13 protein-coding genes and 5 pseudogenes are annotated in these 13,466 nt (G+C 66.5%); 9 read left to right on the top strand and 9 right to left on the bottom strand.

The window, feature by feature from the left end; all coding sequences use genetic code 11:
* Positions 1-143 precede the first annotated feature (143 nt).
* The 8 genes and pseudogenes from F7R26_RS41770 to F7R26_RS14455 all read left to right on the top strand — a co-directional run bounded on the left by F7R26_RS41770 (position 144) and on the right by F7R26_RS14455 (position 7,054).
* A pseudogene (locus tag F7R26_RS41770) lies at positions 144-914 on the top strand (DUF2285 domain-containing protein).
* A gap of 83 nt (positions 915-997) precedes the next feature.
* Positions 998-1,286: pseudogene (locus F7R26_RS14485) on the top strand (helix-turn-helix transcriptional regulator).
* 97 nt (positions 1,287-1,383) lie between these two features.
* Positions 1,384-2,157 (top strand): replication initiator protein A, encoded by a 774-nt coding sequence (locus F7R26_RS14480; protein WP_241754537.1) that lies wholly within the window; start codon positions 1,384-1,386, stop codon positions 2,155-2,157.
* A gap of 252 nt (positions 2,158-2,409) precedes the next feature.
* Positions 2,410-3,048 (top strand): ParA family partition ATPase, encoded by a 639-nt coding sequence (parA, locus tag F7R26_RS14475; RefSeq protein ID WP_150986370.1) that lies wholly within the window; start codon positions 2,410-2,412, stop codon positions 3,046-3,048.
* Positions 3,045-3,317 (top strand): chromosome partitioning protein ParB, encoded by a 273-nt coding sequence (locus tag F7R26_RS14470; protein WP_150986369.1) that lies wholly within the window; start codon positions 3,045-3,047, stop codon positions 3,315-3,317. Before parA ends, F7R26_RS14470 begins: the two co-directional genes overlap by 4 nt.
* Entirely contained in the window at positions 3,314-3,859 is a 546-nt protein-coding gene (locus F7R26_RS14465; RefSeq protein ID WP_150986368.1) for a DUF2840 domain-containing protein, read from the top strand. Before F7R26_RS14470 ends, F7R26_RS14465 begins: the two co-directional genes overlap by 4 nt.
* On the top strand, positions 3,856-4,455 hold the full coding sequence (locus tag F7R26_RS14460; RefSeq protein WP_150986366.1) for a S26 family signal peptidase: 600 nt from the start codon (positions 3,856-3,858) through the stop codon (positions 4,453-4,455). Before F7R26_RS14465 ends, F7R26_RS14460 begins: the two co-directional genes overlap by 4 nt.
* Positions 4,456-5,076: 621 nt before the next feature.
* Positions 5,077-7,054, top strand: a pseudogene (locus tag F7R26_RS14455) (relaxase/mobilization nuclease domain-containing protein).
* A gap of 47 nt (positions 7,055-7,101) precedes the next feature.
* On the opposite strand, the pseudogene F7R26_RS41455 reads toward F7R26_RS14455, so the two are convergent.
* From F7R26_RS41455 to F7R26_RS14440, 4 genes and pseudogenes are all read right to left on the bottom strand, one after another.
* A pseudogene (locus F7R26_RS41455) lies at positions 7,102-7,493 on the bottom strand (enoyl-CoA hydratase/isomerase family protein).
* A gap of 31 nt (positions 7,494-7,524) precedes the next feature.
* Entirely contained in the window at positions 7,525-7,815 is a 291-nt protein-coding gene (locus F7R26_RS41450) for an enoyl-CoA hydratase-related protein (protein WP_277820345.1), read from the bottom strand.
* A gap of 110 nt (positions 7,816-7,925) precedes the next feature.
* Positions 7,926-8,707: pseudogene (locus F7R26_RS14445) on the bottom strand (SDR family NAD(P)-dependent oxidoreductase).
* Between the two features lie 30 nt (positions 8,708-8,737).
* The gene (locus tag F7R26_RS14440) at positions 8,738-9,373 is read right to left on the bottom strand and encodes an enoyl-CoA hydratase-related protein (protein WP_416351334.1); all 636 of its coding nucleotides are present in this window, start codon (positions 9,371-9,373) and stop codon (positions 8,738-8,740) included.
* Between F7R26_RS14440 and F7R26_RS41765 the strand changes: the two genes are divergently transcribed.
* Positions 9,254-9,550, top strand: a complete 297-nt coding sequence (locus F7R26_RS41765; RefSeq protein WP_416351340.1) for a hypothetical protein — start codon at positions 9,254-9,256, stop codon at positions 9,548-9,550. The two genes, F7R26_RS14440 and F7R26_RS41765, sit on opposite strands and share 120 nt — an antisense overlap.
* On the opposite strand, the gene F7R26_RS41995 is transcribed toward F7R26_RS41765, so the two are convergent.
* From F7R26_RS41995 to F7R26_RS14425, 5 genes are read right to left on the bottom strand one after another with little or no spacing between them, the layout of a single operon-like run.
* Positions 9,531-10,226, bottom strand: coding sequence for a thiolase family protein (locus tag F7R26_RS41995; RefSeq protein ID WP_463675069.1), 696 nt, complete (start codon positions 10,224-10,226; stop codon positions 9,531-9,533). The two genes, F7R26_RS41765 and F7R26_RS41995, sit on opposite strands and share 20 nt — an antisense overlap.
* A complete protein-coding gene (locus F7R26_RS41990) occupies positions 10,171-10,704 on the bottom strand; it encodes a thiolase family protein (RefSeq protein ID WP_463675068.1) in 534 nt (177 codons plus the stop codon). Before F7R26_RS41990 ends, F7R26_RS41995 begins: the two co-directional genes overlap by 56 nt.
* Before the next feature lie 31 nt (positions 10,705-10,735).
* Positions 10,736-11,629, bottom strand: a complete 894-nt coding sequence (locus tag F7R26_RS41985; RefSeq protein ID WP_277820344.1) for an AMP-binding protein — start codon at positions 11,627-11,629, stop codon at positions 10,736-10,738.
* Positions 11,583-12,401, bottom strand: coding sequence for an AMP-binding protein (locus tag F7R26_RS41980; RefSeq protein ID WP_277820343.1), 819 nt, complete (start codon positions 12,399-12,401; stop codon positions 11,583-11,585). Before F7R26_RS41980 ends, F7R26_RS41985 begins: the two co-directional genes overlap by 47 nt.
* Positions 12,398-13,465, bottom strand: a complete 1,068-nt coding sequence (locus tag F7R26_RS14425) for a CaiB/BaiF CoA transferase family protein (RefSeq protein WP_043373378.1) — start codon at positions 13,463-13,465, stop codon at positions 12,398-12,400. Before F7R26_RS14425 ends, F7R26_RS41980 begins: the two co-directional genes overlap by 4 nt.
* Position 13,466: the final 1 nt, after the last annotated feature.

Below are 13,466 nucleotides of genomic sequence, written 5' to 3'. Positions count from 1 at the left end.
CGCAACGCACCGGAGCCAATTGATTTTGATACCGCATGTTACATGCTTGAGTTGATGCAGATGATGTTTTTGATCTGGATGCGGTAGCTCCGTTTCTGATTCGCCCGTGGCGGCGTTCCTGCGGTTCGACAGGAGTTTTCGCCATGGTCAATCCTCATCACGTCGCGCACTGGTATCCCACTGCTGCGTACCTCTACATCCTGGGCCTGGACATGTTGGCGTTGGCCTGGGAGTACCTGCGCAGACACCCCGACTACCGGCTCGACTGGCTGCGCCACCATCGCCGGCGACAACCAGCACATTCAGCGGCACATGCAGCCGCGCAGCGCTGGGGCTTGCGCCTGTGGAAGACCCGGCCTTGGATGCGCGTGACGCGCATCCGGCCTGGCTGCCTGGCCACGATGCCGTGGTGCAGCTCTACCCGGATGCCGATCCGCCGCCCGAGGCGGACGTTTTCGATGTCTGGCGCATCCCTGGCCACAAGCAGTTGATCCACGATGGCAAGGGGCTCGCTCTGATCGCACGCAGCCCCGGCCGTTGGCAGCGCTTCGCGCTCGCGCCCGGGTTGGAAGACGGCATGGCCGTCGCCCATGCCCATCGCGGTCGCGGCACCACCCATGCGCCCGACACGCCCGCGCCCATGGCGCGGCCCAGGGCCGCCTTCGGCGCTGCTGGAGCTTCACACCCTGCAGGCGCTCGACGCCACCCTGGCGGGTGCGTCCTTGCGGGAGGTGGGCGAAGGACTGTTCGGCGCGGACGCCGTGGCCGATTGGTACACCGACGGCGGCCTGCGTTCCAAGGTGCGCCGCCTGGTGCGGCGCGGCGAAGCGCTGATGTGCGGCGGTTACCGCCGCCTAGCACAACTGCCCCCGCTTGAGAAGGGTCGTTTTGAAGGGGACGCAAAACGACCCTGAGCAAGAGGGCTTCGTTTTCTGAGACTGCCTCCATCCGGTTGCGCTGTGTGGCCGGAGCCCTGCAACCGATGGAGGTTCTCACCATGCGTCCTGCTCCCTTGCGGCCTGCCGCCGCTACCGCCACTGCCTCGACCGCTGCCGCGCAACCGCAGCGCTATCTCACCAACGACGAAGCGGCCGACTACCTGCGGCTGTCGCCGCGCACGCTGGAGAAGCAGCGCGTCCTGGGTGGTGGCCCCAAGTTCCGCAAGTTCGGCCGGCGCGTCATGTACGCCGTGGCCGACCTCGATGCCTGGGCTGCCGACCGCAGCTTCGAGCACATCCGATCCCGAGTACGCCGAGCACCACTCGGCGGACAGCCGTGCGCGCTGACCGCTGGAGCGCGGGAGGCCATCGCCATGTCCAGCCCTCCGGGGCCGTCCGGCAAGAGCGCGAACAGCTCGACCTGTTCCGCGCCCTGCCGGGCGACATGGCGCCGCGCGACAGCCAGGACTTGATGGCCTTTCCGTTCTTCTCTCTGGCGAAGTCGCGGCGCACGGCGCCGATCGACTTCCAGGCGGGCGGCGTGACGATCCGCGTGGAAGGCACGGCGGAGCATGGCATCGCCACGATCTGGGATGCGGACATCCTGATCTGGGCGGCCAGCCAGATCGTGGAAGCCCGCGATGCGGGCCTGCGCCCGTCGCGCCTGATGCAAGTGCGTCCCTACGAGATCCTGCGCTTCATCGGGCGCGGTACGTCGCTGCGCGACTACCAGCGCCTCAAGGCCGCGCTGGATCGTTTGCAGTCCACGACGGTGGCCACCTCCATCCGCGAGACGACCGGGCGACGCTTGCACCGCTTCTCGTGGATCAACGAATGGAAGGAGCTGGCCGACGCCCGCGGCACGCCGCTGGGCCTCGAATTGATCCTGCCCGACTGGTTCTACGCGGGCGTACTCGACGCCGCCCTGGTGCTGACCATCGACCCGGCGTATTTCCGGCTGACGGGTGGCATCGAGCGCTGGCTGTACCGGCTGGTGCGCAAGCACGGCGGGCGGCAGCCGGGGGGCTGGCAGTTCGATTTCCAGCACCTGTACCGCAAATCGGGCAGCGTGGCGCGGTACTACGACTTCGCCGCCGACTTGCGGATGCTGGTGGCACGGCAAGCCCTGCCGGGTTATCTGCTGGGCATCGAGTATGTTTCCTACCTGCCTTCGCCGCTGCTGACATTCCGGCCCGTGCCGGCCACGGCACGGGGATAACTGCGGCAAAGCCTGTGGACGGGCTCGTGCTATCAGGCAACGAAAGTCTCGTGCTATCAGGCAACGAATCCTCGTGCTATCAGGCAACAAAACCGCCCGCAAACCCAGTTCTGGCGCGGGTTTGCGGCCTCTCTAACTTCCTAACTTAAATTCTCTAACTTTTAGTAGAAGCGCCGCGCCACGGTGGACAACCACTCCGCGGCCAGCAACGCAGCGGCAACAGCCGGGCTTTCCAACACGGAGGGCCAGGCCATGATCGTTGCTCTGCTCAACCAGAAAGGCGGCGTGGGCAAGACCACGCTCGCCACTCACATCGCCGGCGAGCTGGCGATGCGCGGGCAGTCGGTCATCCTGCTGGATGCCGACCCGCAAGGCTCCGCGCTGGACTGGACGCAGCGCCGCAGCCAGCAAGGTTTGCCACGGCTGTTCGGCGCTGTGGGCCTCGCCCGCGAAACGCTGCACCAGGAGGCGCCAGAACTCGCCAGGCGGGCCGATCACATCGTCATCGACGGCCCGCCGCGCATCGCCGCCTTGGCGCGCTCCGCGCTGCTGGCGGCCGAGCGCGTGCTGATTCCTGTGCAGCCCAGTCCCTACGACCTGTGGGCCAGCGCCGAGATGGTGGCGCTGATCCGCGAGGCGCAGGTGTTCCGGCCTGCGCTTCGCGCGGCCTTCGTCATCAATCGGCGCGTCAGTACCACCGTGATCGGGCGCGAAGCACGCGGCGCTCTGGCCGAGCAGCCACTGCCCGCGCTGCGCTCGGAAGTGCATCAGCGCATTGTTTTCGCCGACAGCGTGGCCGCTGGCCGGCTTGCACGCGAGGCGGCGCCCGACAGCGCCGCCGCCCGCGAGATCACCGCGCTAGTGGACGAACTGCTGCGGTGGCCGTCATGACAGCGAAACCGCCACTCAGCAGCAAACGCCCGGCCAAGCGCGTCGGCATCGGCGCGCGCCCACCGGCGAATCCGCACGCTGAGGCGTGGATTCGCCAGGGCAGCGCCGACGACCTCCAGAAGGGCGACCTCTACACGGCCCGCCTGACCCTCGACATCACGCCCTCCATGCGCTCGCGCATCAAGGTGTCGGCCTTCACGCAGGGCGTGACGGTGGCCGATCTGCTGCGCGCATTGCTGGAACGGGAGTTCCCGGAGCAAACACCATGACTGCATGCGCTTTGCCTGCCGCTGACGCGGCCACGGCGGCACCGTCGCCACTGCTGGCCGCGCTCGCTGCGCAACCAGCCTCAACGCCGCTGACGCGCGTTGCACTGGCCTATGTTGACCAGCGCATCGACATTTATCTGCGCTTCGGCGAGCCGGCGCACATCATTCGGTTCGACCGCTGGCGGCGCTGCGCGGTGTTCCTGCCGAACGCCGTGTTCTGCCGCATCCGCTGGCAGTCCAACGACTACGGCACGATCCGCTGGCAGCTCATGGTGATGCAGACGTGCACGCCATTGGATGGCGCGCAGCGCATCCCCGGCGTGCAGCCGGGCGCGCGCTTGCTGCTGCACGCCGAAGGCGAAAACCAGGTGCGCGCCGTGCTGGAGCGCATCGACGCCATCGAAGCGCTGGGCATCGCGTCTGCTGCCGTCTCGCCCGCGTACTGGCGCACGCTCGCCAACCGGCTCGCTGCGCGCCTGCCGTTGCCTGAATACACCGCCGAGAGGCACGCCGCCTGCCTGGCAGGGAGGGCGTTGCCATGACGATCCTCTCCACCATCGCCAGTACGTCCGGTGGCACGTTGCGTCCTCGCTCGCGCCTGCGCGCTCGCCTCGGGCTGGCGGGCCTGTCCGCCTGCGGCCTCGCTGCGCTGGCCTGGGCGTCCTTCGTGCACCCGCTGCCACGCCTGACCTACAACCCGTCCGATAGCGTGGCGGTCGGCTGGTATCGCGTCGATCCACTCGATCCGCGTACGGGCTCGCTACCAGCGTCATTGCGCGTGGGCAGCATCGTGCTGACCACGCTGCCGCCGGACGCTACTGCGCTGGCAGCGCAGCGCGGCTACCTGCCGACGCGCGTGCCGCTGCTCAAGCGCGTGGGCGCGATGGCACCGCAGGAGGTGTGCATCACTGGCGGCAGCGTCCGCATCGACGGCGTGCCGTCGGCCGCCGTGCTGTCCGCCGACCGCTGGGGCCGGCCGCTGCCATCCTGGAGGCAGTGCCGGCAGCTCCAGCCCGGCGAGCTGTTTCTGCTCAGTGTCACCAACCCGGCGTCTTTCGATAGCCGGTATTTCGGGCCGGTCAGCGCTGCCGCCGTGATCGGCGTGGCGCATCCGGTCTGGCTGGAGAAACGGCCATGACCGCCGCACTCGCGCTGCACGTCGCCGTGCATTGCGTCGTGCCACCGGGCATGTCGTCTCGGTGTATGGCGTCGCGCACTCGCGCATGTCGTGCGCGTGCATTCGCACCGCACTTCACGCGGCACTTTGCGCGGCATTCGGCGCTGCTGTCCGATGTGCCACTGATTGCACCGCAGGCCGGCGACTCGCTGCGCATCGGCGTACAGCCCGTCGTGCTATCAGGCGTGTTCGCGCTGATACAGGTGCCATGTCGCTGCACATGGCGTGCCCGTGCCTTCGCGCGGTACGCCGCGCTGCATTCGGCGCAGCCGTCAAAGTGCAGGCGTCTTGCCTCGAACATGCCGGGCCTGTGGCCCTGGCCGCGTTTGCCGGGGCGCTGGCTGCTCACGCAGCAGCGCCACCGGGCCGCAGCGGCCGGGAGCGGATGCGGGAGGCCAATGCGGAAGGCAAGACAAAAGGGTTCGGCACCTGTCGGCCCGCAAAGCCAGTCTGCACATGGGGGTGGCGCGACACGCAGCAGCTTCGCCACCGTGCCGCGTGGGGCGCGAAGCCCGCGCCGATGCGGGCATGTCCGCGTGCTTCGCACGCCCGGACACGCCAGAACTTGCAAGGAGCACAGCCATGACCGACCGTCGCGACGACGATTTCCGCATCCGTCCCAGCGCCCCGAAGAACCGGGGCCAGAGCTTCGTCTCAAGGTACTCAAGCAGGCGGGCAAGGCCAGCAGCGGCAAGTCGGCGGTGCGCCGTCCTGGTGGCAGTAGCAAGAGTGCCGGCTCCGGCCAGCGGCCCGGCTCACGCTTGGGACGCGGCCACACGGCGGCGCGCTTCGCGGGGGCGAAGCTCACGTCCATGTCGCGGCGTGTGACCATCAAGACGCTGCTGCTCAATCAGCACCGAACCAGCCCGCAGTCGCTTGCCAAGCACCTGCGCTATATCGAGCGCGATGGTGTGGGCCGCGATGGCGAGTCGGGCCAAGCCTACGGGCCGCAGACCGATGCCGCCGACCTCGATGCGTTCAGGAACGCTGCGCCGACGACCGGCATCACTTCCGCTTTATCCTTTCGCCCGAAGATGGCGCGGAGCTGGAAGACCTGCGCACCTATACCCGGCACCTCATGGGTCGCATGGAGGCCGACCTTGGCACGGGCCTCGATTGGGTGGCCGTCAATCACTGGAACACCGACAACCCGCACACGCACATCGTCGTGCGCGGGCGCGACGACACCGGCAAAGACCTCATCATCGCGGGCGACTACATCGCCGATGGGTTCCGCCATCGCGCCGCCGAACTGGCGACCGAATGGCTGGGGCCACGCACCGAGCTGGAGATCCAGCAGACCTTGCGGCGCGAGGTGGATCAGGAGCGGTGGACGAGCCTGGATCGCACCTTGAAGCGCGAGGCCGGCGACGATGGCATGGTGCATGTCGAACGGCTCAACGAACCCCGACTGCAACGCCAGCGTCTGCTGCTGATCGGCAGGTTGCAGCGTTTGCAGCGCCTGGGCCTGGCCGACGGGCCCAGCCCGGCACGTGGACCGTCCACAACGATGCGGAAAAGACCCTGCGCGCCCTGGGCGAGCGCGGCGACATCATCCGCACCATGCAGCGGGCCATGCGCGGCGAGCCGCGCGAACTGGCGGTGTTCGAGCCTGGGGACGATGGCCGAACCATCCTCGGCCGCGTGGCCGCGAAGGGGCTGGCCGACGAACTGCACGACCGGGGCTATCTGGTCATCGACGGCGTGGACGGCAAGGCCCACTACGTTGCGCTCAACGCCCGCGACGAGCTGGCGAACTATCCGACCGGCGCCGTGGTGGAGGCAAGGAGATCGGCTGACGTGCGCGCGGCCGACAAGAACATCGCCGCGTTGGCGAGCGATGGCCTGTACCGCACCGACCACCACCTTGCCATCGCGCAGGGTCAGGCCGTGCCCGGCCGCGATCCGCAGGAAGTGGTCGCGTCCCGTCCGCCGGCTGGAAGCCTTGCGCCGTGCCGGTATCGTGGAACGGGTGGCCGAGGGGCTATGGAAGGTGCCGGACGACCTGCCCGAGCAGGGCCGTCGCTACGATGCGCAGCGCCTGGGCGGCGTGGCGGTGGAGCTGAAATCGCACCTGCCCATCGAGCGGCAGGCCCGCGTGATCGGAGCCACCTGGCTCGACCAGCAGTTGATCGGCGGCGGCTCGGGCCTGGGCAACCTGGGCTTTGGCAGCGAGGTCAACCAGGCGATGCAGCAGCGCGCCGAATTCCTGGCCGAACAGGGGCTGGCAGAGCGGCGCGGGCAGCGCGTAATCCTCGCGCGCAATCTATTGGCGACACTACGCGATCGGGATGTGATTCGGGCTGCCAAGGATATTGCCACCGAAACCGGGCTGGAACACCGTCTGGCGGCCGATGGCCAGCGCGTGACCGGCATCTACCGGCGCAGCCTCATGCTCGCCAGTGGCCGCTTTGCCATGCTCGATGATGGTATGGGGTTCAGCTTGGTGCCATGGACGCCGGTCATCGAACAACGACTCGGCATGCTGATTTCTGGGCAGGTACATGGTGGCACCCTATCCTGGCAAATCCGACGGCAGCAGGGTTTATCCGTTACCTGACGCCAGCAGCGATTGAGCACCTACCGACCGGATGCGTCTACAGCCGTTCAGCGTCCGGCAAACTGCGGGACTCGCTTTGCGACGAACGCGTGAACCGCTTCCAGCGAATCTGTGGTTTTCGAGGCTCGATTCATTTCGGCCGCCTCCAGCCTCAATGAGGTCGCCAGATCACTCTCGAAGGCAGCGAGTTGCAGGCGCTTGGCGCCCGCATAACCTTGCGTTGGTCCGACCGAAAATTGCACCGCCATACGCCGCGCTTCGCCCAGCAGGCTCTCGCCAGGAACCACTTTCTCGACCAATCCCAGGCCAAGGCCTCGTCCGAACTGACTACGCGATTGGTCAAGATCATGTCTCGTGCGCGTCGTCCACCCACTGCGCGTGGAAGTAGCCAGCTGATGCCGAAATCCCCCGCGTATCCGAGGCCGGTATGGGCCGCCACAAACTTCGTCCCACTTGCGGCAATCAGGTAGTCAGAAGGCCAAGGCAAGCCCGAGACCGCCTCCGGCTACCGCGCCTTGTACGGCGCAGACTACCGGGAACGGCAGGCTGGCGAATTGAGGAATCATGCTTTCGGCCACTCTCAGTTCGTCATCGACCAAGGTAGACAACGCATCGCCTGCGGCCACCATTTCTTCGATGTCGCCTCCGCAACTGAACATCCGGCCCTCGCCGCGCAGCAAAGCTCGGATCGAGCCATCGCGTTCGACATCTGCAATGACACCAGCGAGCACGTTTACGACCGACGTGCTCAACGCATTCATTTTTTTGGCGAGTTGAGTGTTATGGTCGCGACGGCACCATTCTTTTCGAGAATTACCGGATTTCCAGGCATGCTGACGTTCCCTGATTGATCAAAATTTCAGCGTCAGCGTCAGCGCGGCGCCATGCGAATGGCACCATCCACACGAATGGACTCGGCATTCATGTAGCCGCAAGTAACGAGAAACTCGACGGCCTGCGCGAATTCATCGGGGTCGCCTAAACGCTTGGGAAGGGCACGCTGGCCGCCAGCGCCTGTTTGACGTTGTCCGGCAGACCCAGCAGCAACGGTGTACCGAAGATCCCCGGCATGATGGTGTTGATCCGGATCCCTTCGTCCATCATGTCGCGCGCGATTGGCAGGGTCATGCCCACGATGGCTGCCTTGCTGGCCGCATAGCTGGCCTGGCCGACCTGGCCGTCCTGCGCGGCGGCCGAAGCAGTGTTGACGATGGCGCCGCGGTCGCCATCGGCCAGCGGCGCGAGCGTCAACATGCCCGCAGCTGACTTGGCGATGCAGCGGAAGGTGCCCACCAGGTTGATCTGAATGATGCGATTGAAACGATCTGCCGCGCATGGGCGGATTTCGCCGGTTTTCTTGTCGCGGCTGACAGTCTTGACGGCATCGGCAGTGCCGGCGCAGTTGACCAGAATGCGTTCCTGCCCAATGGCCGCGCGGGCCTTGGCGAAGGCGGCGTCCACCTGCTCCTCGGACATCACGTCCACATTGCAGTAAACGCCGCCGAGTTCGCTAGCCAACGCCTGGCCGACGGTTTCGTTCATGTCGAAGATGGCGACTTTGACGCCATGGCTGGCCAAACGCCGGGCCGTGGCGGCTCCCAGGCCGGAAGCGCCCCCGGTGATGACGGCAGAGATGTCGGAGTTCAGTTGCATGGTTTTTCCTCGATGGGTGAGAAACAGGCGTTATTGGCCGGTAAAGTTGGGTGTGCGCTTGCCTAGAATGCCGCTTGCCCTTCCAGGTTGTCGGCCGAACGCAAAGCGACGAAAATTGCGCTTCTCATGCTCCAGGCCTTGCGCGAGCGGAGTCTCAAAGCTGGCCAGTGCCGCATCTTTCGCCAGCGCCACGGCCAGCGGCGAATTGGCTGCAATCCGGTTGGCCATCGCCAACGCCGTCGGCAGGGCCTGGCCATCAGCCGTCACTTCGGCGACCATGCCTGCATCGCAAGCCTTGCGGGCGTCGATGAAATCGCCGGTCAGCAACAGGGCCATGGCCTTGGACTTACCGATAGCGTGGATCAGGCGCTGCGTGCCCCCGGCACCCGGAATGGCGCCCAGCTTGACTTCCGGCACACCAAAATTGGCAGACTCGCCAGCGATCGCGATGTCGCAGGCCAGCGCTAATTCTGTGCCGCCGCCCAGCGCGAGCTTTTCCACCGCTGCGATGACGGGCTTGGGGAAGCGCTCCAGTTCCGACCAAAAGTGGCCGCCTGCTGCCGCACGATCGCCCAGCAGTGGCTCGGCGCGCAGCGCATCGAAGGCCGTGATGTCGGCCCCGGCGCAGAACACGCCCTCGGCGCCGGTGATGATGACCGCGCGCACGGTATCGTCGTCGCGCAGTTGCACAAGCTGCGCACGCAGCCATCGAATACCGCGCGGTTCAAGCTGTTCTTCGCGCGCGGGCGGTTGATGGTCAAGGTGGCGATGGCGCCATCGCGGCTGACGAGCACTTCGCTGGCTTCGCTCATGGTGGCCCCGCTCATCCAAGCCGCTCGATGATGGTGGTGTTGGCCGTGCCCGAGGCCTCGCAAATCGTCTGCAGGCCATAGCGGCCGCCCCGGCGCTCCAGCTCGCACAGCAGGTCAGTGAGCATGCGCGCGCCGGTAGAGCCCAGCGGATGGCCGATGGCTATCGAGCCGCCGTTGACGTTGAGGCGGTCGTCCAGGATGCCGAACTCCTGCTGAAACATCAGCGGCACGCCGCCGAAGGCCTCGTTGACTTCGAACAGATCGATATCGTCGAGGGTCAGACCCGATTCCTTCAGTGCCTTGCGGGTGGCGTCGAGCACGGCGGTGAACTGGATCACCGGGTCGGCGGCTGCCACGGCGGTGCTGACGAAGCGCGCACGCGGCTTCAGGCCGTATTGCTTGGCGTAGGCACGGCTGGCGATCAGCAGCGCGGCGGCACCGTCGCTGATCTGCGATGAGTTGGCGGCCGTGGTGGCGCCGTCGGCGGCAAACACGGCTTTCAGCGTGGCCATCTTCTCGGGGTTGGGGTCCGCGCGCACGCCCTCGTCGGCGGCGACGATCGGGCTGTCCGGATCAGCCGGATCCTCGGTCAGCCGCACCAGTTGATCCCTGACGCGGCCAGCCTGCGAGGCCTCGGTGGCCCGCCGATGGCTACGCACGGCGAAGGCATCCAAGGCCTCGCGCGTGAGACCGAAGCGCTTGTTCATCAACTCCGAGGAAGCGCCCTGCGGTATCAGCGGGTTGTCCTGGTAGCGCGCCAGTTCGCTCGGGCTGTATTGCGAGCCCAGCGGCGCGCCGGGCGAACGACGGCGGCATGGGGGCCTGCGACATCGACTCGACCCCGGCACCGATGACCAGTTGGTAAGCGCCCGCCCGGATGCCATGCACGGCAAAGCTCACCGCCTGCTGGCCCGACCCGCATTGCCGATCGACCGTCACCGCCGGCACGGATTCGGGCAGCCCCGCCGCCAATACGGCATGACGGCCCAGGTTGCCGTGCTGCTGGTCCCACTGCAGCACGCAGCCGACGATCACATCGTCCAGATCGGCCGGGTTGATGCCGGAGTGCTCGACCAGTTGGCGCAGCGTCTCGCCCAACAAATCGACGGGATGCCATTTCTGCAGGCGCCCGCCGCGCTTGCCACGGGGTGCGCAGCGCACCGACGATGACGGGTTCATGGTCATTCATGTTGTTCTCCTGGTTCAAAAGGTTGGCTCACTCGGCGTAGCGGCCCGCATGCTCGGCGCGGATGCGCTTCTTGTCGAGCTTGCCGACGCTGGTCTTGGGGATGGCTTCGACGAACAGGACCTGATCCGGCCACTGCCACTTGGCGAAGGCGCTGCCCAGGTACTCCTTCAGTTGTTCCTGGGTCGCCTGCTGGTCGGGCTTGAGCACCACCAGGGCTAGTGGCCGTTCCTGCCACTTCGAATGCGGAACGCCGACCACGGCGGCGTCGCGCACGGCGGGGTGGCCCATGAGCAGGTTTTCCATGTCGATGGAAGAAATCCATTCGCCGCCGCTCTTGATCACGTCCTTGATGCGGTCGGTAACTTTGAGGTAACCGTTCTCGTCCACCGTTCCGACATCGCCCGAGCGCCACCAGCCGTCTTCCAGGAAACGGTCTGCGGAATCAGGCATGTCGTGGTATCTGGCCGTGATCCAGGGGCCGCGCACGCAAATCTCGCCCGCTGACTTTCCGTCGTGCGGCAAGTCCTTGTCGTCGGCATCGAGGATGCGAATATCCACCCCGGTCAGCACCAGACCCTGCTTGCGCTTGAGGTTCCACTTCTCTTCCTCGGTCAAGCGCTTCTTGAGCGTGGACTTGAGGCGGTTCATCGTCACCAGCGTCGTGGCTTCGGTGGCGCCGTAGGCGTGCACCACCTCAGCACCCGTGAGGTCGTAGAAACCGATCATCATCGACAGCGGCGGCTCGGAGGCGCCAGACAGCATGCGCATGCGGCTGAAGTCCGGCTTGACCTGCATCGTCTCGATGTACTGCAGCATGGGCTGGAAGATGGCCGGTGCGCCGTTGGTGATGGTCACACCCTCAGCGATCATGGCGTCAACCAGCGGCTTGGTGTCTTCGGCAGCGTAGCGGCCCGGCAGCACGATCTTGTCGGCCAGCAGCGTGGCGGCCTGTGGCAGGCCCCAACTGCCCGTGGAACATGGGCGTGATGAGCATGACGCAGTCGTCCAGCGTCATGCCCAGATTGGTGGCCATGGCCGTGGAGTGCAGATAGATGCCGCGGTGCGAGTAGTACACGCCCTTGGGCTTGCCTGTGGTGCCGGTGGTATAGCAGGCGCTGTAGGCCGAGGTTTCGTCGATCTCGGGCCAGTCGATCTTCGTGTCGGCGGCGGCCAGCAGGTCTTCGTAGTGCAGCAGCGGTTTCAGCGTGGTCTTGATCTGGTCCAGCGGCTTGTCGGTCATGACAATCCAGCCCTTGATCTGGGGCGAATTCGCTGCGACGGATTCGGCAAGGGGTAGCAATGACTCGTCTACGCAAACGTAGGACACCTTGCTGTGGTCGACCACGTAGCCCAGGTCCTCTGGGCCCAGGCGCAGATTCATCTGCAACATGACAGCACCCAGGCCGGGAATAGACCAGTACAGCTCGAAGTGACGTCGGCTGTTCCAGTCCAGGATGCCGACCCGGTCGCCGGGCTCGACACCGAGCGCGCGCAGTGCATTGGCGCTGCGGCAGATGCGCGCGTAGCAGTCCGCGTAGGTGTAGCGATCCCAGCCGCCATCGGGTGTGCGGTAGACGATCTCCTGGTCCCCATGGGTGCGCGCGGCGTGCCGGATCAGCGTCGTGGTGTTGAGCTGGCGGTCGTTGCCCGTGGTGGACGGGCAGCCGCGGACGATGTGGGTGGTAGCAGTCATTTCTTTGTCTCCTGGGTGGTGGTTGCGTTGAGTGCCTGGAACCGTGGGGCCGAGGCCGCTTCGATGGCGCCGAAAGAGGTGGTCTGGTAGATGCCCCGTGCCGCGTTGTGCGGATGCCGCACTGCCTCGGCCAGGCTGAGCACGGGTGCAAAGCAGGCGTCGCTGCCTTCAAGCAGCGCGCACCAGTGCGCCTGGGGCTGGGTGCGGATGAGGGCCGCGATGCGCTCCTTCAACGCTGGCCACGCCGCCGTGTCGTACTGGTCTGCAGGGTTCACGTCCGCCAGGCCCAACTTGGACAACAGCAATGCGTAGAACGGCGGCTCGATCGCGCCGAGGCTGATGAAGCCGCCGTCGGCGCAGACGTACACGTCATAGAACGGCGAATCGTGGAACGGGCTCGGCTGTGCGCCGTCGATCTGCCCGTTGGCGCGAATCCAGTGCACCAGCGTGCCCAGCATGGCCACGATGTCCACGATGGCTGCGTCCACAACCCGGCCACGGCCGGTGGCCCGTGCATCGACCAGCGCGCAGGCGATGCCAAAAGCCATGCCTAGCGCCCCGGCACCGTCCCCGAGTACCGAGGGCGGCACGATGGGCGCCTGCCCCCTGTGCGCCGACAGCGACAGCAGGCCCGTCAGCGCGACGTAGTTCAGGTCGTGGCCCGCGGCGTGGGCAAGTGGCCCGTCCTGGCCCCAGCCCGTCATCCGGCCATAGACCAGCCGGGGATTGAGCGCCGCGCAATCTGCGGGGCCGAAGCCCAGCCGCTCCATCACCCTTGGGCGAAAGCCTTCGATCAGAGCGTCGGCCTGGGCAATCAGTTCCAGTGCGCGCGCCTTGCCACCGGGCGACTTCAGGTCGATGACCTCGACCTTCTTGCCGCGGTGCAGCGGGTTCTCCACCGCCCCGCCCAGCCGCTGCGCCCCAGCAGCCTGCTCGGCCCGTGCCAGCGCGATCACCTCGGCGCCCATGTCGACCAGCATCCTGGCGGCCAGAGGGCCTGGACCGATGCCCTCAAACTCCACCACACGGACGCCGTGCAGAGGCAACTGCAGCGTGTGCGGCATG

Source organism: Cupriavidus basilensis (assembly GCF_008801925.2).
GTDB lineage: Bacteria > Pseudomonadota > Gammaproteobacteria > Burkholderiales > Burkholderiaceae > Cupriavidus > Cupriavidus basilensis.
The sequence above is the reverse complement of the archived record's forward strand: the minus strand, read 5'-3'. Positions and strand labels throughout refer to the sequence as shown.